Below are 19556 nucleotides of genomic sequence, written 5' to 3'. Positions count from 1 at the left end.
AAAGGCGGATTATGTTTTTCTGTTTATGGATGCTATCTAGCATCTATGAGCAAAATTAAAATATTTTTCCAAGGCCTTATGGTTATCAGTGTGTCGTTTGCATTTGTGGCTGTTGTCCATGCGGAGCCAGATCCCGTTTCAGACGTCGAAGTGGTTGGCCCTACGGGGCTCAAGATCGAATTTTATAAGCGCCCGAAGAATGCCAAGAAGCCGGGGGAAAAACGCAAGACTCCGGAGGATGATTCTCCTCCGCCGCGGTTAAAGCCTCCGCGCAAACCACAGCAACCGCCGGAGTTTCCGGGGGACTTGACGGTTTCTGATGGCGTAGATCCTGGTAAGCACAATTGGTTCCCGTGGGATCCAACGGGGGCGAATAATTTTCCAACAAGTCCTGAGTGTTCGCAGGATGCGCTTCGCTCGCTTATCTGGAAAAGCAATAAGACTTGTGATCAGGGCAAGGCCGTGAACGCGTGGGTGAACCGTTGTTCTGATGAAATCAGCTCGCCACTTTCGCGCCACTCATTTGTACCGCTGATTAAGTATGCGACGGTGGATTATAATTTCTTGGATAATCCTTACATCCAGGCGGTGAAGGCGACGTTGCCGGACGGGCGGATGCTGACGGGTTTTGTTGCGATGAAGCCTGGGAATACGCCGCGGCCGTTTATTATTGCGAAGTGCGGTGTTCTTTGTAATGCCACCCAGAGCACCACGCATCGCGCTTTTATGATGCACCTTTTTGACGAATCTCCGTTTCACGTACTGACCTTGGCGAATATCACGGGCTCGGATTTTCAAATGCAGAATAAGGCGTTTTCTGTCGGTGGCTTTGATGAAGGTCGACAGCTCTATCAAATTGCCCAGCTTGTGCGTTCTCCGGATTCACCGATTGCGAGCCGCATTTCCAGTGTGCATGTCGTCGGCGCAAGTCTCGGCGGCAGTGGTGCTTTGTATTCGGGTCTTTACTCGAGCTTGAACGATTACCCTCCTCAGCAGAGTATTCAGAGCGTAACGGCGGTGTGCCCGGTGGTTGTCGTTGAAAATTCGGCAAAGCGTTTGTACGCGGCAAAACCGATTTCGACGGTGGCGACCTTTGAAACTTTGAATCGTCTAAAAAGTCTTTTTGGTTTTGTTCCCGTGCTTGGCAAGGTTTTGCCTGACGGCTGGCACCGCTTAAAGGGCGATAAGCTCTACGAGAAGGTGAGTGAGGCTATCTACGAGTATTATCGTGATTGGACTGCCAAAAAGCCATGGGACTTGCAGCCGTTCAAAGGCACCAAGATCACTTCGCAAAAACAATTTTGGCAGGTGAATGATTTCCGTAACTATATTTCCGACGTGAAGGTGCCGACTTTAACAATTGCGGCAGAGAACGACGATTTGGTGCGTGTGGATGCGAACACGAAGCTTCTAACGGACGCCTTGAAAAAATCTCCGAATGATTCTATCGACACAGTTTTCTTTAAGCAGGGAAACCACTGCGCCTTTGGTGTCGCGAATGGCTGGGGGAATTATTCGATGCTTTTGCGTGAATATATTCTGACCCACAGTCCAGAGGCCAAAGATCACTGGAAGCCGAATACGGTGCGCTTGCCTGAGCTTCGCATCCCGATGGCGGATCACGAGCGCATCGTTGAAACGGTTTGGCGCGCGCGCGAGGGCGACGACAATATGTATTTAAAAGTAAAAATCTTCTCGCCGCGAATGATCGGGGATGCGGCGACCTGCCCGCTGGATCGCGTATTCAAAAACGATCCGCGCTGCTATCGCGACCTGAAAGTGGCAGTGCCAATCCGCTCATTGCCGCTTGAGATGCGCGAGGCCCCGGTGGGTAAGTACGAAGTCACATCGATGACTCGTTTTGCAAACACACGCTTCTCGCTGCTGGATGAAAACGGTGAGCTTGTCACCGCGACCAATCGCTCGCCTGCATTCGTGCGCGTTTGGGATTGGGAGTAGTGACATTCTGAGCGCCACATCCGACGTTGGATTCGAATTAAAGGTTGTCTCAATATGAGACTCAAACCTATTTTCCGTATACAAAGCGGTCTGAGAGGTCGACTTGTTGAAATCATGAACACGTGAGTGACAAATTTCTGTTGTCTGTTTCTGCCGGTAGAAGGCTGCTTGCTGAAACGGGCATCTGGTTTGCAACACTGGCAGGTATGAGGAACTATCTATTTGCGACCCTTGTAAGCTTGTTGGTCCCTTCTGCATTTACAGTGGCAGCGCCGCTTTCTTGTGAAAATGTCTTTCGCGTGACTGGCGATAAATCGCAGGTCAGTGCTGAGGGCGCGGCCTTGGTGGCAGGTATCACTGAAATTCCCGAAATCGTCGGCCCGTTGGTAAATCCCGGCCGTCAGGCGTTGACCTGGAATAGTTTTGATTCTCTATCGTCTGTGAAGGCCAAAGCGGATGCTTATACGGCGAAGTTAAACACCTTGACCCCCTCAGAGCGCGCTAAAGAGCTTCGTGATTTTGTGAATCTTTTAGAGGAAACTCCGATCGCCAGCGAAATCGTCGATGCCTTGGCAGCTCCAAAGGCGATGAAATACACACCCACGAAGTATGATCTCCGAATGAGTTTTTACAACAAACTTTCAGAGGCTCTGAAGAGTTTGCCACCTGAATTTAGATTTTCCGTGGGACAAGTTCCTGGCGATAAGCGCTTAGCAAAGATCAATGACAAAGCCCGCAAGTTCATGCGTGAGCATGAGGCCTTGTTCGAGAAAACCATTCCATCGACAGGTTACAGTGACTATGCGGCCTATGAAAAAGCCGTGAGAAGCTCGGCGGATCCGGTGGTGCAACGGGCGGTGGCTCTGATTGATCAGAATCAGTTGGATGTATATATCCGACGGCCTGAGCAAGGGCGGTTCTGGATCCCGATGACAGGTTTTCAAAATCAGTTCGTCACGGATTCTTCGCGCGGTTACATGGGCAAGGAAGGGCGCAACGGCGTTGAGAGTTTGCTGACAGATCGAAATGTGGCTGAATATTCAAAGCTCGATAATGAGTTGAAGCCGAAGTATGGCGCTCTGAGAGTCAAAGAAGGCACAGGTGTGAAAGATGATGTTTCGAGCGCGAATTGGTATGGCTCGGATATTTACACTTTAAAATTAGAGGCCATTGCCGATCGTCTATCGATTTTTGTTGGTGATAGTTTGAATCATTATAATAGTTCAGGGGTGAATTGGCATGTTGGCAGAACCGCGCCGGTGAATAACTGGGACGGAATGTTGATTCCATGGAGTCGCCGTCTATTGATCGTGCCTTATATGATTGAAACGCTGAAATACAGCAATGCCTTTTACCGGCCCTCGTATAGCGCAGCCCCTGAGCTGCCAATAAAGCGACAGCAGGATCGAGCGCATGAATACTGGGAATCACAAATATTCGGTCGTGTAACCTTGGATATGGTCAAGACCTTCGAATTTGAAAAAACTCCGCCTTCTGGCGAATTCCTCGCCGAGCTTAAAAAGCACGGAATCAAAATCATCGATCGCCGCGTGAATCCACCTGTGGAGTGGGACGGGAAATAATAAGCCCCCGCGCCGGCAGCGCGAGGGCAGGGGTTTTTAGCCAGTTCAGTATCTAGTGCTTGCCGTGTTTGCCGCCACGTCTGTGGTCGTCGTGCTTTTTGCCGTGGTCGCTGCCTTTTTTCTGAACCTTCTTATGAAGAGTAATCATACATTCGTAAGTTTTTGCTCTTTGATCAGGAGTCACGATGTCGTACAAAATGTTGTTACTCAAAGCTAAATGACCTTGAGCCAATTTTGTCACGGCATCAGTGATTTTCGCAGCTGAAGCGTCGGCCGCTGCTTTGTCGGATGTTTTATCCATCACGGTGTGGCCATAGTCCATGAAGGCCAATTTCAAATCTGTTTTGAGTTGGATCTCGCTACGCATGTTATTGTAGATCGCTTCTTTGATCAGAACTTTTTGGTCTGCAGTGATGTTGGCATCAACGCAAGCCTTTGGCCATTTGTCCGGAGTCGGAGGAGCTGGTGTTGGGTTTGGGGCCGGAGTTGGTGAAGGCATTGGCGATGGCTCAGGACTTGGAGAAGGTTCTGGAGACGGATTCGGTTCAGGCGTTGGTGATGGTTCTGGAGACGGGGACGGTTCCGGAGACGGTTCTGGAGTCGGATCGACAAACATCAGCATGTCCTGAGAGGCATCCTGAATGTAGTTCAAGTCGATTTGTGGCGATTGTTTTGCTGGTTGACCAACTTGTACCGCTACATCCGCCGCGCGAGCAATGCCGCCTGTCAATAGAGTTGCTAGAATCACTAACTTCATGTTCATAAAAATTCCTCCTTGGATTTGTTGATGAATGAACAAAGTAGAAAGAAAGTAGTGAAAGAGTGTGGAGTCCGTTGGAAGGAAGCGAGCCGATTTGTTCTAATTTTTTCTAAACACACTGCAAAGAGTTCGTTGACAGTGTCTCATCTTGAGATGGATCCACAGTCTCCCAATAGTCATCACGTATTCTTGCTGCATAACAAGGCGAGGATCCAATGTGTACTCAGAAACAAAAACTATCTTTAACAACTGTGCTGTTGAGCGCTCTCATGATGACATCTGCTCACGCACAGAATATGCAATGGGGCACAGGGATGGCGATGGGACAACAAGGCTGCGGCTACCAACAGCGCACCGGAATGGGAGCTGTCAGCGATAACGATGCCGTCAACGACCTTCTTCAGGAACAAAAAGACCTGAAACAAGCCCTGCAAGAAAAACAGCGGAAGCAAAAGACCCTTGAGCGCGAGCTTGAAAAACTTCATGATACGATTTCAGAATCCTTGACGAGTGAAAGTGCGGATTTTGCATTTGCGCATATGGAGAACGGCTTCCGCTGTGAAGAATATAAAGACGATCAGGAGTTACCCCCGGCGGAGGTGAATGGGATGCCTCCGCGCTCTTCTAAAAAAGTTTCAGATAATCAAAACAAGCAGCATCCCGGTGGCATGAGTGTGGCGGGAATTACAAAATACTGTGATGCCACACGCGCAGGAACGATCCGTCCTGATATCTGTAGTGATGTTCATTATAAAGCCAGTGAAAATCGTCGCGGTGACAATGCTTGTAAAAAAGCTCTGCCTGATTACCGCAAGAAAACAGTCGAGAGCCAAAAACTCGCAAGTGAAATCGAGAAAACCCAAGCGCGCCTCGAAGATCTGAAAACTGATATTGCTGACGCCCGCAGGGAAGCGCGCGAAGAGCGTCAAAATGGCGGCGGCACCGAAGGCGATATATGTTTGGAATGTATCGCTAGCGGCAGCGGTTACCAAAGTCAGCAACAGCAACGTCAAACCGATTGGGGCGGAGTCGCCGCTAATCTCGGGACCGGACTTGCGGCGATGTACATGGGTTATCAGCAAAATAAAATGGTTGCACAATATAACTCCAACGCCGGCTGGCCAACGCAATCAACGGCAAGCTTTGGTTACGGACTTCCCTACGTAGCAGCCGGTCTCTACGGTGCGATGGGCGGTGGTACGGGACAGGGCTCTTTCGGCTGCGGAAGCTCCGGCGGACAGTACGGCAATATGCAAGGCGGGGCCTTCGGTTATCCGCAAAATATGTACGGCTCTCCGATGGGCGGAGGGATGTACATGTCTGGTATGGCCGGGAGTATGATGTCACCGTATAGCTCGATGTATGGTTATGGCAACTCAATGTACGGAAACTCCATGGGCAGCATGGGACTGAACTTTAATCTCGGCATCGGTGGCTATGGCATGGGCAATAGCTACATGGGCATGGGGAGCAACTATGGGTCCAGCAATTATCTGACTCAGATGCAGTACCAACAGATGCTCTATCGTATGCAGATGATGAACTCGAGTTATGGGACTTACGGAAACTACGGCTACAACAACAACTCGTACTTAACGGGCACGTCTTCAAATCCGTATGTGCCGATCCCGGCTCCGTCGACGAGTTATAACTACACTTCATCGGGAATTATTCCGGCGACAACATCGTCGTCGGCGTATGTGCCGATCCCGGCCATTACAACAACGAACTCGTACTATAACGGAAGATAATTAATGCAAAGCTTGAGGTGCGATCAGATAGAATTCTGGGATTTCAACCGTGAAGGTTTCGCCCTCTTCGCTGACCATTTGATACGAACCCTTCATCGAACCTGAAGACGTGCTCAGCGGGCAAGCGCTCTCGTACTCAAAAGTTTGACCAGGTGTGATCTTTGGTTGCAATCCCACCACTCCCGGACCGCGGACATCTTCAGTGCGGCCAAGTCCGTCGGTGATAATCCAGTGACGGCTCATCAATTGAGCCATGCGGCTGCCAGTGTTTTTAATGCTAATTTTGTAAGCAAAAAAATGATAGTTCTGCTCCGGGCGAGATTCCGCCGGAACATAAGACGCCGTAACATCCACCTGAATATGAGGAGTCGTTGATTTCTGAATTGGCATAACATAGCCAATTTAAAGTCGAATGCCAGGCTGGTCAATCACCAGATTTTCATATTGGCGATTTCAAAAACGATCGGATAGTGGTCCGAAGGTAGGCGCATTTTGGCGTCCAATGTCATTGGGATGCCAACACTCATGCCGAATTCATCTTTGTAACGATAGACGTAGGAGGTATTTGGTTTGAGCTCCGTCGCCAAAAGTGGCGAGAGGAAGCAGAAGTCGATCTGACGACCCTCGGTGCGGCTCGAAGATCGCACCTGATAGAAAGTTGCTCGGTTTTCCGTAGTCACATTACTTAGTTCAAGTACGTCTTTAAGTTCTGTTTTCTCATAAAGCGCCTTGAATTCTTCATCGGTGTTCTGCAGGCTGGCGTTTCCGTTGAAGTCACCCACCACCATCACAGGTGTTCCCACGTGTTTTGCTTCGAACTCTTTATAGATTTCAATCAGCGCTTGGAGCTCGGCTTGGCGGCGCTCGAAGCCCCCTGGATCGATGCCTTCGGGATCAAGACGGGATTTCAAATGTGTCAGCAAAATTCCAAGGAACGGTTTTTCGACGTCCTTCTTAAAGAGTCTCAACTCTGCCACGTCGCGCGAAAACTTATGGCTCGTCGCCGGGTTTTTGACGCTGTTCACGGGGTAGTTGTTCTCCATCGACGTGCGTTCGTGGGGATACAGATAATTGATCAGGCGGTTTTTGTTCGACTGCAGGTCAAAGTAAAACGGCATGTTCTTGCGGATCAAAAAGCCCACGTCAATATTCCGATTGGAGTTGCCTTCCGTCAAAATCGGGGAGTAGGCGTTATTTAAGAACAATTCATTAAAATTCTTAAGGGATTCCACTCCACCGACTTCGCAGAGCATGACGATGTCGGCATCGATGTCTTTCAGCGTCTTAGCCAGTTCCAGGCATTTTGACAAAGGCTTGTTCTCATAGGTCGACGTCGAGAGGCGCTGCCACTTGGTTTCATCCAGTTTCAGGGCCTCCGCTGTGGGAGCCTCGTCAAACAACAGAAAGAGATTCTCTGCGTTGAGAAAACAAAATTTGATATTTAAGGCTTCAGACCACGCCATACTCTTACATTGTAAGAAAAATCGTGGCAGAATCTCAAACTAATTCTAGGGGTGACACATGCGATTTAAATCTTGGTTGGACAGTTTTGTTGTTGGAAAAGAGCCAAAAACGCCTAAAAACGCGAATATTGGCTATGTTTATTACTTGGGAACGAATGATAAAAATAAATTCATCTCGCTCGCCGAAGAACATGCATTGAACTGGCAGCTTGCTGACCTCAAGAAAAACGAACGTGAAATGGTTTTCTTTGTCGGTGTCAAGGGCCCTGTTTGGATCATTCGCCCTCGTCGCAAAACTGAGAACCCTCAGCATCAAGGTCTTTTAGAAGAATCCGACTATGCATTTAGCCGTGATTTGTTCGGAGCTTTGTTTGGTCACTTCAAAGCTCATGCGCTGACGCAAATCCGTCTCGAATACATCGGCACTGATTTCGAACACGAACTGGGTTCTTTGGTGGGAATGGAAGTCGCTTCTTACAACTTCCGCTCCGTGTTCGAAGAAAAACCGCAAGAGTGGCCTGAGGTGTACGTGCAGAAATCACTCGGTGATTTCGATAAGAGTACTTTGCACCAAGCTCAAGCTCGTGCAATGGCTGTGAACGTGGCTCGTCACTTGGTGAACTTGCCACCGAATGAACTGAATCCAAAGACGTTCGTTGATTTTGCAAAGAAGATGGGATTCCCCGCGACTATGAAAATCGCTGTGTGGGATAAAGCTCGCTTAGAAAAAGAAAAAGCCGGTTTGATTTTGGGTGTAGGTCAGGGGGCGGAGTTTGGTCCTTACTTGTTGCACATTAAGTATCGTCCAACCGGAAAAAAATCGAATTTAAAGCCGATTGCTTTCGTCGGAAAAGGGATCACGTTTGATACCGGTGGTTTGGATTTGAAGCCGTCAGCAGCAATGCGCCTGATGAAAAAAGATATGGGCGGGGCTGCCAGCATTCTTGGCTTGGCTTCATGGGTTGCGGATATTAAGTATCCAGGGCCAGTGGATTTCTACATGGCTTTGGCTGAAAACTCTGTGGATGCGAAATCATTCCGTCCAAGTGACGTGTGTGTCGCTCGTAACGGTCTCAGTGTTGAAATCGATAACACCGATGCGGAAGGCCGCTTGGTTTTGGCCGATGCTTTGGACGTAGCTGTTACTCAAAAAGGTGCTGACGAACCAGAAGTCGTGATCAACGTTGCAACTTTGACGGGCGCGATTAAAGTGGGCTTGGGCGCGGATATCGCGGGATTGTTCTCGAACGATGACGAACTGGCGGATTCATTGAACTCAGCCGGTGTTCGTGCGGGCGATCTGAACTGGCGCATGCCTTTATTTAACAAATACTTCGGCGATTTGTCTTCGCCGTTTGCTGATTTCAAAAACTCTGGCGGCAGCTTCGGCGGCGCGATCACGGCCGCGCTCTTCTTGCAAAAATTCGTGCGCGGAAAAAAATGGGCTCACTTAGACGTGTACGCATGGACGGACAAGGCCCAAGGCGCGCTAGGTGCTCAGGGCGGTAGCGGTCAACCGGTACAAGCGCTGATCGAGTATCTCGAGTCGCGCATTTAAGTCCTTCGGGAGCAAGTAGCGCTATTCGCACTCGAGGTGCGTATAGTGCCACTCGGGTTCAGGGAACTAGCGACGGCGTGGGTGAAGAGCCTGCGCCGTTTTGTTTTTGATGTGACTTGGTGTCTTTTCTAGGCCATGATTTTTTCATGATTGAACTTAGAAAAATGAATCAGCAGGAATTCGCCGAGTATATGAAGTACTCGGTCGATAATTATGCGGCGGAGAAAGAAAAGGGCGAGGGGCTTAGTCCTACAGATGCCATGACGGTTGCAAAAGAGTCTTTTGAAAGACTTCTTCCACAAGGATTGCAGACTCCGGATCAGTTTCTTTTCACAGTCGTGGATAGTGGGACAAAAAGTTCCGCGGGAATTCTGTGGATTGCGAAAAAGATGAATGGTGATAAGCCTTATGCCTTTATATATGACATTGAATTAAAGGCGGAAAATCGCGGTAAGGGACTTGGTAAGATATTAATGAACCTTATGGAAGAAGAAGCTCGCCGCTTGGGATGCGTTTCCGTGGGGTTGCATGTTTTTGGCCATAATACCGCAGCTATTGCGCTTTATGAAAAATCTGGTTTTATTACAACCAACCGAATGATGAAAAAAGATTTGAAATAGAATTATTTCTTCTGTGTGGGCGCTTGAATCGTGCCTTGATATTCTCGATATAGCTTTTCGTATACTTTGGTAGTCTTTACTTTATCAAGGGCTTGTTGCCAGATTTGGATTTCAGCATCTGGAATATCTTTGCTGGCAGCAAAGTAAAGAGGTGAGTCCGAGATTTTTACTGAAGTTCTCTCGAGCAAATCCGGCGATAAATTGGATTTTTTGAGCCAATAATCGACGCCGCCCGCGGGTTCGCCCACCGCGAGATCGCAACGTCCGTGGATGGCTTTCACATAGATGCTCGTGGCGTTGGTGCCGACATCGAGATTTTTAAAGCCTTCCTTTTTTAGAAAGTTAAACACTAGTCCGGCATCCCGGCAGCAAACGCTGTGGACTTTTTTAGCGTCTTCTAGTGTTTTGATTTGTAATTTGCTGCCTCTTTTTTTGTAGAGGTAAATTGATTCGTTGGCAAACGGGCCAATCCATTTGTAAAGATCTTTACGCTCGGGAGTCTGAATGAAAGAGTAAAACAAAACTCGGGGGCCTCGATCTAAAACATTCAGACCGCGATTGCCGGGTAAAACGACGATCGGGTCGTCGACCTTCATCTCTTTCATCACAAGGCGAATGACCTCGGTGGCGAATCCTTTGACCTCGCCGTCTTCGGCGTAGTTCAGAGGGGGCCAATCTTCGGTAATAATGCTGACGGGGCGAGGTAATGCGGGTGCTTCAGCGAAGGATTTACTCGAACTCACTGACGATAGTAAGAGGAAGCCTAAGAGAATTCCTAAGAGGAAGAAAGGATGTTGTAATTGATATTTTGCCATGAGAGCTCAAGTTACTCCAATAACTTGGAAAAATCACTGTATTGTGAGATGACATGAGAGTTAATGGGTCATAAACAATACGGTATTGATGTGCCAAATATGGAAACTAGCATGCATTTGATTCAGCCAATTTTTTCGATCACTCATGACAGGTTGGAAGCCATTGTTCCTGGCTACTCTTCGTCTTATGTATTTCAGGTAAGTCACAAAATAGCTCCGAGGGAAACGACCTTTTCTTTAACACTGAAGAAGTTAGATGTGCCTTTTGTGAAGAAGCACGATTATTCTAATCCCGAAACATTAGTTCACTATAACGACATCGCCCGCCAAGGGGCTTCTTATGGTGCGTTTGTGAATAATGAACTTGTTGGGTTCATTGTAGGGGAAATTCAGTCTTGGAACTCAACACTCGTCATCCGTGAGTTCGGAGTCTCTCCTCATCTGCAAAGACAAGGAATCGGAAAAGCGCTTCTCGAAGCGGCGCTAGGAAAAGCCAAGCAAGAAGGATTGCGTGGAGTGCTTTGCGAAACTCAATCGACGAATGTTCCTGCGGTCGAGTTCTACCAAAGATTTGGATTCACAATTCAAGGATTGGACCTCTCGCTTTATAGGAACGATGACCTAGATCGAGGCGAGGTTGCAGTCTTTTTGCGAAAAGCGATCGTCTAACAATCAGTGCTTTTTATTTAGAAACCTTGCTGTTGATGGTTTGGTAAAGCTTAAGGCCAATCCAAGCGTCGGTGGCTGCGTACATGATCTGATCGGCCGATAGTTGCTTTACTTCCCAGTTAGAAGTTTTCGCTCTCTTGGACAGGCTTGCCTGCAAAACTTCTTCTGTCATTCCGCGAAGGCCCAAATTTTTGAGGTTCGCGTTTTTGGCGACAGTTTGAAGCTCAATAAAGTTTTCGGGCGTGAACTTGAAAAGCTTCTGCAGTGCTTTTATGTCATCGCGGATCGCTGCACCGACTTTAAGAATGTTCGGATCTTCGAAGACACCTTTGATGGAGTGAAACTCTGTAATCCCATGGAGTCTCACCAGATAGGCCTCGTGTTCTGTGGCCAATTGAAGGAGTGCGACTTGATAGATCTCGCCGACTTTAAAGCTCGCTCTGGTTTCCGTGTCAAATCCAAGCGCCGTGGCCGATTTTAAGGCAGGGGCGATGACGGCGAGCTCTTGATTGTTCGTGATGAGGTGGATTTTCCCTGGAAATTTAATCTTGTCATAAGAAGGCTTTATCGGCTGGCTGGTCATGTACGAAGATTTTAGGTGCTTATGTTTTGTATGTAAAGGCTAGAAAGACCGGTCGGAAAAACCTTAGACAGGGGACTCGCGGGTAACCTATACTTTCTAGGTGCAAAAAATCATTTTCCGCCTAAGCCTTGTCTTGTGTATCCTCGGTCTGACTCTCAGCCTCGGCGAGATCTATCGAAAATCGAATCATAAAGACAAAGTCCTTGCGGAAATGACCGCCCTTATTGATGAAGTCAATAAGGCTCCGAAGACCACTCCGGTCTATGATAGCGACGGGATACAAATTCAGTCGGAAGCGGATGTCCAAGCACTGACAGCTTCATTTAAAATGAACTGCCTGGCCCAAGTTGTGAACAAATGGAACGTCCCGACCATGTGCGAGCCCATTGTCACAAGCATCCTCAAAGATCCCATTGATGCGAAAGACTTGAGCTTTAGACCCATTAAAAAATGGGTCCTTTTTGGAATTCTGCTGGCACTAGCGCCCATTTACTTTTTGATCATTCGCCATTTGTGGCGGCAGTTCAAAAGTAAAGGCCCTGTTAAACCTTCTTAGAAGTCAGCACACCGTTCGTCGTAATGGCTCGTTGAGTTTTTTCCGTTGAGTATGATTGCGGGCTGAGTGTCGGGAAGATCTCGAACCTCAGCTTCAATGGCCGTGGTTGTAATAATCGTACAGTAAACCGATATTTCAGTTTCAGTCTTCGTGAGCTTTACCGGCAGATAATTGAAGTGCATGAGGACGATCTCTTGCAATCGTGTCTGGAGCTCTTCGGCTTCGGCAAGGCTATCGAACTCTGCAGACTTCAGCACAGTCACTTGCTGATTCACTTGCGCTTTGACCTCTACCTGCCAAACAGGATCTGGGTACGCTCGCAAATGGTCCATGTGGGAAGTAATGGAAATAGCCTCGTTCACTCTGCCTACGAGGAGAGAAGTTTCCTTGGATTTTGTAGCTGCAGAAGCTAGATTCACAAAAAATAGCGTCAATAAAACTGTAAAGTATTTCATAAAATTCTCCTTTTATGGTTTTTCAATTTGTAATGAGAAGTCGACCCATTTAATAAGTTCACCTTGCTGATTGCGAACTTCTACCGGGCGAACCACTTGTTCTTGCTCTGTGGGTTTAAGCCTTTTTAAAATTTCATCGCGGCTATTCAGTGCATCGCCTGCAAAGTACAACTGTGTTGTGAGTTCGATGTATCCAAGCTTCGTGACTTTATAGTGAATGTGCGGTGGGCGGACCCAGCCCGGTGCTGCGGGATAAGAACCTGGCTTAATGGTCTTAAACACATACTGGCCCTTGGCATCTGTGATCGCCTTTCCCCAGTACTGAAAATTTGGATCGAGGGGGGCTGTGTTAGGATCTTGCGGATGATCATATTTTCCAGAGGCGCAAGCTTGCCAGATTTCTACGAGAGCTCCGGCAACGGGGTCGCAGTTTTGATCACTGACGATGCCGCCAACCCAGATGACTTCACCGAGAGCAGTGCCACGGCGGCCTGCAACTTGCGTGAGATCCCAATCTTTATCTGCCTGATCTTTCACAGGATAAAACGGTCCTTCAGTTTGTTGCGGCGTCAAAGCGCACACATCTGCGGCTTTAGCCACACCCGCTGCCATCAAAGAACCAACACCGATCTGTAAAAACTGTCTGCGTTTCATATAACGCCTCCCTTGCTGGAAAGGAAAATAGGGGAAAGCTCGATATAAATAAAATTGATAAGCACAAGCATTGTGATAGGGAGAAACCTATGATCGCTGCATCAGGGGCTGATATTCTCGAACACCTGAGCTAGACAGAAGCCTTGAGCTTCATCCAAAAGTTCGTCCCGGAGACAGGCCAGCCAGACTTGCTTCTGCTTTTTAGCCCTGAGCACCTAAGGTATTATTACTAAATACAAACCTGTGAGGATCGAAATGCATGCTAAGCAAAAATACCCTTTCGTAAATATGAAAATGAGTGTGCTGTTCGCCAGTCTCCTTCTGGCTGCTTGTGCAAGTGAGACGACAACGCACAAGTCCGAGGGGCTCGTTTGCGCTGATGGCAGTTCTGCGCGCGGTCCGGCGGCAAACTCGTGTGAGCATATCATGAGTGGTCACGATTCCTCAGCGCAAGCTCCGGCAAGTGAGAAAGCTAAGGACGATAAAGCAAAAACTGAAAAACAAAGTAATGATGACAGCGCGAAGATCAATCAGCTAAAAATCGACGACGGGCACGTCACGGTGATTAATATGAAAGGCAAAGCGCTGGAGTCACCCATGGTTTCGCCTGATGGCAAAACGATTCTGGCCATCAGTGACCTCGCTGGGAAGGCGCCGGTCGATATCATTGTTAAAAAGTTGAACGAACCAAGTGACCTCGGAACGAAGCTGGGTAAACCGCTCATGAATCTTTTTATTAAAGGTGCGTTCGTCGGAAGTGCGGATCAAATTGTTGCCTGTGAACTGGAGTTTCGACCGAGTTCATTGCCTAAAACAGTGATCAACTACCTTAAGACAAAAGAGTGGGACCCGATTGGATACCATTCCGTCATCAGCTTTTACAAAAATGGAAAAAGAGTTTCAGCCCTGGATGCTCGCGCATTCGGTTTGCCAGATAAGACCTTCCTTGAGCATCCGCGAGTGTCGCCTGATCAAAAATGGCTGACGTTCTATGTTCAACCGGGTGCGGAAATGCCGAGCCCTGTGACTCAGGGGATTTACCTTTACAACTTCGAAACAAGACAGACCACGTATCTCGGAAATCATGCCGACAAACACCCCACGTGGAGTGCTGATGGTCAGCAGATTTTCTTCCATGAGCAAGGAAAGATGGGGAAGACGGAAGTGGCGCGCGTTGGCTTCTATGATCTTGAGTTCAGCGGCAACGATGTGAGAGTCAAAAATAGAACCTTTTTCAATGACCCAACCCGAGCTCTGGGGACGGACTACGTTTATCAAAAACATCCGGCCTATCACGCGGGTTTGCGTCTGGTTTTGTTCCATGAACGCGTCGGTGAAGGGTGTGCTGAAAATCCAGAGGCCTGCAAAAAGGCTATTGGGGTTATTTCAATGGATCACCCCGAGCGTCCGCCTCTTTTCTTGAAGCTCAGCTATAACGGCAAAAAGGTCAGTCACGTTCAGCACGTCGATGTCTCTGATCAACCGGATTCGCCTCTCTATTTCGTAGGACGCGTCGACGGCGAAGAGAATGATCGATTATTGCAATTGGATTACTCCGCTCTTCAAGCTGCCCAGGCGGCGTTGCTGAATCCTTAAATCAACGCCTTATCTCTATTCAGCGGCATCCGTACTTCCGTTTTGTGGGAGCGGGATCGCGGTTTTATTCCATCATTTTCCCAGAGCAATTTTCCGAATAATTGGGAAATTTTCGAAGGCTCGTTTTGAGCCACTCGGCTTTAACTAGTGTTCGCTCATTGTAAGTGGCGCTAAAATGGAGTGGCACGGGCTTTTGGGGGAAGTATGGCCAAAAATCATCGCAGGATCGGAATCGTCATTTTGCAAGCCGTCGCGGCTTCGATCCTGATTTTAGTATTTCAAAACTGTGGCTCTTCTCCAAATTTATCTGAGGAGCAAACTGCAAACCAAGCTTCTTCGGGCACGAACCCAAATCCAACGCCAGTTGTGGATCCTTCGATTCCAACTCGTTGTACAAGCGCTCTGCCGGCATCAACGCAATTAGCAGTTGTTACCAACCCAACGACAGTCGTTGGCAATGGTACGGCGGCAAGCTGCACCTTTGCGGCTTTAAAAGCGGCTGTGACTGCGGGGGGCGTGATTACCTTTAAATGTGGCGCGAGTCCCGTCACCATTCCAATTACAGCAACATTGAGTTTACCGACAGCTGTGAACACCGTGATTGATGGCGGAGGCCTTGTTACACTCGACGGACAAAGCTCCGTTCAGATTCTGCGTTTTGATCACAATAACTTTATGGTGAACACAGTTCGCGTGACTTTGCAAAACCTCACGGTGATTAACGGTAAGACTACGCCCGTCCAGACGATTCCGACAGCACCGCTCCCATGCTCGCAAGGCTATGACGATGGCGAGGGCGGCGCGCTCTATATGCGTGACGGGAATCTCACGATTATCAACAGTACTTTTTCGAACAACCAAGCAGCGCAACTCGGACCTGATACCGGTGGCGGTGCGATTTATGTTTTAGGCAGTAAGTCCGGTGTGGTCATCGTGAATAGCAAGTTCATGAATAACAAAGCCAGCAACGGGGGCGCGGTCGCGGGACTCTTTGCGCAGTTTGAAATCTATAACAGCTTATTTCAGAACAACGCAGCGACTGGCAACGGGGCGAATTACGACGATGCGACGAAGTGTTCGGTGATTCACAATAATCAGCACGAAGTCGGATCGGGTGGTAATGGCGGTGCTATTTATCAAGATGGTGGTCAGTCGACAAATGTCATCCTCTGCGGTGATTATATCGTGAACAACAAGGCGGGTGTGAATGCCAATGCCGGTGGCGTGTTCATGACGAGCAATGATTTTACCGGTTCGATCTCGGTGCAAGATTCGATTGTGACGGGGAATACCGGCGGCTATTGGACCCAAGCGACAGGGCCAAATCTTGGGACCGCCTTTGGCGTGAATGCTAAGACTTCCAGTGTCGTGAATTCAACTTTGCAGAAGTAATTCTCAACCAAAATCTAACAGAGAAAGTGCTGCGAATTTGCAGCAGGTATTGATTATGGCGATGTCACTAAAAAACTGCTGCGAGGATGTAGTAAACAATTTATCGTCGTACATAGATTCACATCAAGTCCGGCACAAATAAATCTTTTAGCAGTTCGTTGGAGGGTCTTAGTGAGGTTGAGTAAAAAGCAACAAGGCTTTAGTTTGCTTGAAGTGATGGTCGCACTGGCGGTCGTTTCATTCCTTTCATTTACAGTTCTTCAGCTGATTTTTACGAATCTTAAAGCGACAAAGGCCGTCGAACTTGCGGCATCTTTAGACAATCTAACGACCGAAGTGAGTATGGCTTTGAAAGATCCCGCGGTCTGCCAAAGCAACCTTGCTAATTTTGCAACGACAACCTTGCCTTCACCTTTAGAAGGAGGCGCGATTGGTCTCACGCAAGTCACTTTGCCGGCAATGACGAAACCTTTAGTGATCAATAATGCGTCTCTTGCTAATGAGCCCAGTACAAAAATAGCTCTCAGTATCGATACTATTAAGCAAATCACGACGGTTTCTTACCTTGCAAATATCAATTTCAATTTAGATAAAGGGCAGGGATTCCTTGGGGCTCGCAATATCGTCCGCCGAATTCCCATTGCCTTAACGCTCGCGTCTGCCGGTGGGGAGGTTACGGGTTGCAGCACTTTTGGCACAACTGCTGGAGGCACAACCCCCGGGGGATCGGGATCCTCGACGACACCGGCTGAGATTTGCGCCTTACTTGGCCAGGCCTTGGATCCGAAGACGGGCCTGTGCGCAGGCGCCAACGAAAAAGAAGTCACATTAGAAAAGGTCTGCGCTTCTGTCGGCGGAACCTACAATGAGGACACTCAGAAATGCACTGTGGCTGTTGTCGCGAGTGGAGGTAATCCGCCTCCCACCCCAACACCTAAACTGCCTTGTGCGGGAGCGACCACAGCCTGCGGTGGCCAGAATTTTACTGTGCCGGAGCTCAATAACGACGGTTTCTTTAGTCGAGATTGGATTGCAAGCATTAACTCCCAGAATACACGTTGTCAGTTATTTGTAAGATGTTCTGCCACTACCAACAAGTGGATCTCAAACACATGTAATTGCCAGGTGGTAAAATAGTCTAATACCACTTAATCCAAAGCAGGTTGTGTGATCGGGAAGAAGTTAAAATGCACCTGAAACAGCCTGCGATCTTCGAGCTCGTCGAAGTTATAATTCGCGAGCTGTTCTTGCGCGAACTTATCAAGGCGTGAAACAAAATCCTGAACTTCTTCAGGCTTCATTGCAAAAAACAGCGATCTAAAACGGCGCTCAGTGCTCGGTAAGTGAATGGCAACCAATTCACGCCTCCGCGTTGGTTATTTCAGCTGATCCAAACGCTACATTTCCATCAAGTGCCTGTTCAGAAATGCCCAGGCTTTTTACTTTTAAGCCCCCACTGTTTTGCCGCTAGCAAATTATGCGTACGACAGAGAACCCGCAAGTTGCTTTCCTTATCGGATCCTCCACGCGCTAGAGGAATTCTGTGATCGACTTCAAGCTGATAATTACTCTGACATTTTCGCTGAGTCTTTGGATCTATAAACTCGCAGCAATGATGAGCTTTTTGAAAAACTCTTCTACGTACTGTGATTTTAATATGCCCGCGCTTTGGCTTAGCCGTGAAGCTTGGCGTTGATTTTTTATTTGACCTGGAATCTTTAGAATTGTTTGGTGCTTTCGGTTCATTACCGGATTGATTTTTACCCAAGGTTTTTTGCATATGCTTTTCTGCCAAAAGCGCAATGACATCTGCCCAACTTCCGTCAGGCATAGTATGAGATAAAAGGTCTTTAGCTTGTTTGAGCACTTTCATTTGCTCGTGAGTAAAAGTTAATTCCAGACGGACGCTGTCATCTTGTTGGAGCATTACCACTTCATGAGTTTGAATGGGCTGATTGAATTCTAATGCCAGAACCTTCTTAGTTTCAAAAGCGGATTTGTTTTCGATTTGCTCTAAAATCTGCAGAGTCTGAGCAGAACTCACCATGCCACCACTTTGCTGTTCTTGACGGATGCATTTTTGCACTTGTGTGAGTTGAGTGAGGTTTAAAGTTCCTTCCTGAAGTTTTTCTGCGATCTCCGGGGTTTTCTTTAAAAGGCGTGCTGCTTGGAGTCTTCGATAAGCACTATCCTCTCCATAGCCACAGTGAGAGGTTAAATACTTAAACATCGAATCAAATCCCATTTCAGCATAAAGCCTGCGAGACTCAACTTCATTGATATGACATAAAATCACATGTGTGAGTTTTCTTTCAGTTCTAACTAATTTGTCCAAACGGCTTAAGAGTTCTTGATTTGATATTTTTTTTAGTTCCATGCTCGCGACTCCTTACTTACATATCTTTGATATGTAAAAAGGTTCTACCACGGGTTTTAAAAATCACTTTTTGCGTGTTTTAGATACCGAAGAGGCAATTCAGAAACATGCCTAGCGCGCTTCTATTTAATCACTATAGCCTCAATACGCTTCCCAATTTCTCTTCGTGCGATCGTTCTCGAGTGATTCGGAAAAGCTTAATATTCGCCATTTTACAAAACTAAAAAACACGTCAAATTTTTTGTTGTTACAAATTCGATATGACATCCTGTTTCTTGGCTAAGCGGAGAGTGATTGTTGTTACTGATATCGAGTTTCTTGTTAGTGCGGAAAATCGCACGCGGCAAGGGGAGGCCTCCCGGAATTGAACATACTTTTTATTTTAGACAAGGCTAAAGGCATTAAATCAGTGACCCGCATGACTCCTCCTCTTATTATTGAAGCATGAGAATTTTTAAGATGAACCTAGCGGATCTTCCTGGAGTCGAGTTGTTGGCAAAGCAACTCGGCTATCCTGTGGGAATCGAGGCTATTGGAAATCGTTTTTACATTCGCGAGGGCTACGAAGTCTCGAAGCTCTCAAATATTTTCGCGAAGGATTTCGCATAGACTCCCTCGTTTGCGTTTAGGGTTTATACAAGTGTTCAAGGTCGTGCACTGACTTTGCGAGCTCCCTATCTCATTTTGAGACTCTGTGTATCCGGTGCGGTCATTCCTGCGGCAACAGTGATAAGCTATAAGAACGCATCAAATAGGTACATGGAG

At 47.7% G+C, this 19556-nt stretch carries 20 protein-coding genes; 11 read left to right on the top strand and 9 right to left on the bottom strand.

Annotated features, from left to right (window positions below):
- Positions 1-45: 45 nt before the first annotated feature.
- Positions 46-1959 carry a hypothetical protein gene (locus JSU04_05900; protein MBS1969818.1) on the top strand — a complete coding sequence of 638 codons (1914 nt, stop codon included), beginning with the start codon at positions 46-48 and terminating at the stop codon, positions 1957-1959.
- 122 nt (positions 1960-2081) lie between these two features.
- The gene (locus JSU04_05895) at positions 2082-3542 is read left to right on the top strand and encodes a hypothetical protein (protein MBS1969817.1); all 1461 of its coding nucleotides are present in this window, start codon (positions 2082-2084) and stop codon (positions 3540-3542) included.
- A 52-nt stretch (positions 3543-3594) separates the two neighbouring features.
- Here JSU04_05895 and JSU04_05890 read toward each other — a convergent pair whose 3' ends face one another.
- Positions 3595-4305 (bottom strand): hypothetical protein, encoded by a 711-nt coding sequence (locus JSU04_05890; GenBank protein MBS1969816.1) that lies wholly within the window; start codon positions 4303-4305, stop codon positions 3595-3597.
- A 266-nt stretch (positions 4306-4571) separates the two neighbouring features.
- On the opposite strand from JSU04_05890, the gene JSU04_05885 reads away from it, so the two are divergent.
- Complete coding sequence (locus JSU04_05885; GenBank protein MBS1969815.1) at positions 4572-6053, top strand: hypothetical protein; 1482 nt, start codon at positions 4572-4574, stop codon at positions 6051-6053.
- On the opposite strand, the gene apaG is transcribed toward JSU04_05885, so the two are convergent.
- Both apaG and JSU04_05875 read right to left on the bottom strand, forming a co-directional pair.
- A complete protein-coding gene (gene apaG / locus JSU04_05880; protein MBS1969814.1) occupies positions 6054-6443 on the bottom strand; it encodes a Co2+/Mg2+ efflux protein ApaG in 390 nt (129 codons plus the stop codon).
- 38 nt (positions 6444-6481) lie between these two features.
- Positions 6482-7453 (bottom strand): hypothetical protein, encoded by a 972-nt coding sequence (locus JSU04_05875; protein MBS1969813.1) that lies wholly within the window; start codon positions 7451-7453, stop codon positions 6482-6484.
- A 121-nt stretch (positions 7454-7574) separates the two neighbouring features.
- Here JSU04_05875 and JSU04_05870 point away from each other — a divergent pair, with 121 nt between their 5' ends.
- Entirely contained in the window at positions 7575-9074 is a 1500-nt protein-coding gene (locus tag JSU04_05870; GenBank protein MBS1969812.1) for a leucyl aminopeptidase family protein, read from the top strand.
- Positions 9075-9220: 146 nt separating this feature from the next.
- Entirely contained in the window at positions 9221-9694 is a 474-nt protein-coding gene (locus JSU04_05865; GenBank protein ID MBS1969811.1) for a GNAT family N-acetyltransferase, read from the top strand.
- Positions 9695-9696: 2 nt separating this feature from the next.
- Here the strand turns inward: JSU04_05865 and JSU04_05860 are convergent, their stop codons facing one another.
- Complete coding sequence (locus JSU04_05860; protein ID MBS1969810.1) at positions 9697-10509, bottom strand: ABC transporter substrate-binding protein; 813 nt, start codon at positions 10507-10509, stop codon at positions 9697-9699.
- 63 nt (positions 10510-10572) lie between these two features.
- Here JSU04_05860 and JSU04_05855 point away from each other — a divergent pair, with 63 nt between their 5' ends.
- Complete coding sequence (locus JSU04_05855; protein ID MBS1969809.1) at positions 10573-11178, top strand: GNAT family N-acetyltransferase; 606 nt, start codon at positions 10573-10575, stop codon at positions 11176-11178.
- 13 nt (positions 11179-11191) lie between these two features.
- Here JSU04_05855 and JSU04_05850 read toward each other — a convergent pair whose 3' ends face one another.
- The gene (locus tag JSU04_05850; GenBank protein ID MBS1969808.1) at positions 11192-11761 is read right to left on the bottom strand and encodes a 3'-5' exonuclease domain-containing protein 2; all 570 of its coding nucleotides are present in this window, start codon (positions 11759-11761) and stop codon (positions 11192-11194) included.
- 100 nt (positions 11762-11861) lie between these two features.
- On the opposite strand from JSU04_05850, the gene JSU04_05845 reads away from it, so the two are divergent.
- Complete coding sequence (locus tag JSU04_05845; protein ID MBS1969807.1) at positions 11862-12317, top strand: hypothetical protein; 456 nt, start codon at positions 11862-11864, stop codon at positions 12315-12317.
- Here JSU04_05845 and JSU04_05840 read toward each other — a convergent pair.
- Both JSU04_05840 and JSU04_05835 read right to left on the bottom strand, forming a co-directional pair.
- Positions 12314-12772, bottom strand: a complete 459-nt coding sequence (locus JSU04_05840; protein ID MBS1969806.1) for a hypothetical protein — start codon at positions 12770-12772, stop codon at positions 12314-12316. The two genes, JSU04_05845 and JSU04_05840, sit on opposite strands and share 4 nt — an antisense overlap.
- A gap of 12 nt (positions 12773-12784) precedes the next feature.
- On the bottom strand, positions 12785-13426 hold the full coding sequence (locus JSU04_05835) for a hypothetical protein (GenBank protein ID MBS1969805.1): 642 nt from the start codon (positions 13424-13426) through the stop codon (positions 12785-12787).
- Positions 13427-13681: 255 nt separating this feature from the next.
- Between JSU04_05835 and JSU04_05830 the strand changes: the two genes are divergently transcribed.
- The 3 genes from JSU04_05830 (at position 13682) to JSU04_05820 (ending at position 17551) form a co-directional block, all read left to right on the top strand.
- Positions 13682-15022, top strand: a complete 1341-nt coding sequence (locus tag JSU04_05830; protein ID MBS1969804.1) for a hypothetical protein — start codon at positions 13682-13684, stop codon at positions 15020-15022.
- Between the two features lie 204 nt (positions 15023-15226).
- The gene (locus tag JSU04_05825; GenBank protein ID MBS1969803.1) at positions 15227-16414 is read left to right on the top strand and encodes a hypothetical protein; all 1188 of its coding nucleotides are present in this window, start codon (positions 15227-15229) and stop codon (positions 16412-16414) included.
- Positions 16415-16591: 177 nt separating this feature from the next.
- Entirely contained in the window at positions 16592-17551 is a 960-nt protein-coding gene (locus JSU04_05820) for a prepilin-type N-terminal cleavage/methylation domain-containing protein (protein ID MBS1969802.1), read from the top strand.
- 11 nt (positions 17552-17562) lie between these two features.
- Here JSU04_05820 and JSU04_05815 read toward each other — a convergent pair whose 3' ends face one another.
- A complete protein-coding gene (locus JSU04_05815) occupies positions 17563-17772 on the bottom strand; it encodes a hypothetical protein (protein MBS1969801.1) in 210 nt (69 codons plus the stop codon).
- A 62-nt stretch (positions 17773-17834) separates the two neighbouring features.
- Positions 17835-18791 carry an HNH endonuclease gene (locus JSU04_05810; protein MBS1969800.1) on the bottom strand — a complete coding sequence of 319 codons (957 nt, stop codon included), beginning with the start codon at positions 18789-18791 and terminating at the stop codon, positions 17835-17837.
- A gap of 444 nt (positions 18792-19235) precedes the next feature.
- On the opposite strand from JSU04_05810, the gene JSU04_05805 reads away from it, so the two are divergent.
- Positions 19236-19400, top strand: a complete 165-nt coding sequence (locus JSU04_05805; protein MBS1969799.1) for a hypothetical protein — start codon at positions 19236-19238, stop codon at positions 19398-19400.
- The last annotated feature ends 156 nt before the right edge of the window (positions 19401-19556 follow it).

This window comes from Bdellovibrionales bacterium (genome assembly GCA_018266295.1).
In the GTDB taxonomy this organism is placed as follows: Bacteria; Bdellovibrionota; Bdellovibrionia; order Bdellovibrionales; family Bdellovibrionaceae; genus JACMRP01.
The sequence above is the reverse complement of the archived record's forward strand: the minus strand, read 5'-3'. Positions and strand labels throughout refer to the sequence as shown.

What these genes read in the sequence shown, in the direction of transcription:
- JSU04_05900 (MBS1969818.1), top strand. Translation starts at nt 46, where the DNA reads ATGAGCAAAATTAAAATATTTTTCCAAGGCCTTATGGTTATCAGTGTG.
- JSU04_05890 (MBS1969816.1), bottom strand. Translation starts at nt 4,305, where the DNA reads ATGAACATGAAGTTAGTGATTCTAGCAACTCTATTGACAGGCGGCATT.
- JSU04_05885 (MBS1969815.1), top strand. Translation starts at nt 4,572, where the DNA reads ATGATGACATCTGCTCACGCACAGAATATGCAATGGGGCACAGGGATG.
- apaG (MBS1969814.1), bottom strand. Translation starts at nt 6,443, where the DNA reads ATGCCAATTCAGAAATCAACGACTCCTCATATTCAGGTGGATGTTACG.
- JSU04_05870 (MBS1969812.1), top strand. Translation starts at nt 7,575, where the DNA reads ATGCGATTTAAATCTTGGTTGGACAGTTTTGTTGTTGGAAAAGAGCCA.
- JSU04_05865 (MBS1969811.1), top strand. Translation starts at nt 9,221, where the DNA reads ATGATTGAACTTAGAAAAATGAATCAGCAGGAATTCGCCGAGTATATG.
- JSU04_05860 (MBS1969810.1), bottom strand. Translation starts at nt 10,509, where the DNA reads ATGGCAAAATATCAATTACAACATCCTTTCTTCCTCTTAGGAATTCTC.
- JSU04_05855 (MBS1969809.1), top strand. Translation starts at nt 10,573, where the DNA reads ATGGGTCATAAACAATACGGTATTGATGTGCCAAATATGGAAACTAGC.
- JSU04_05850 (MBS1969808.1), bottom strand. Translation starts at nt 11,761, where the DNA reads ATGACCAGCCAGCCGATAAAGCCTTCTTATGACAAGATTAAATTTCCA.
- JSU04_05840 (MBS1969806.1), bottom strand. Translation starts at nt 12,772, where the DNA reads ATGAAATACTTTACAGTTTTATTGACGCTATTTTTTGTGAATCTAGCT.
- JSU04_05835 (MBS1969805.1), bottom strand. Translation starts at nt 13,426, where the DNA reads ATGAAACGCAGACAGTTTTTACAGATCGGTGTTGGTTCTTTGATGGCA.
- JSU04_05830 (MBS1969804.1), top strand. Translation starts at nt 13,682, where the DNA reads ATGCATGCTAAGCAAAAATACCCTTTCGTAAATATGAAAATGAGTGTG.
- JSU04_05825 (MBS1969803.1), top strand. Translation starts at nt 15,227, where the DNA reads ATGGCCAAAAATCATCGCAGGATCGGAATCGTCATTTTGCAAGCCGTC.
- JSU04_05810 (MBS1969800.1), bottom strand. Translation starts at nt 18,791, where the DNA reads ATGGAACTAAAAAAAATATCAAATCAAGAACTCTTAAGCCGTTTGGAC.
- JSU04_05805 (MBS1969799.1), top strand. Translation starts at nt 19,236, where the DNA reads ATGAGAATTTTTAAGATGAACCTAGCGGATCTTCCTGGAGTCGAGTTG.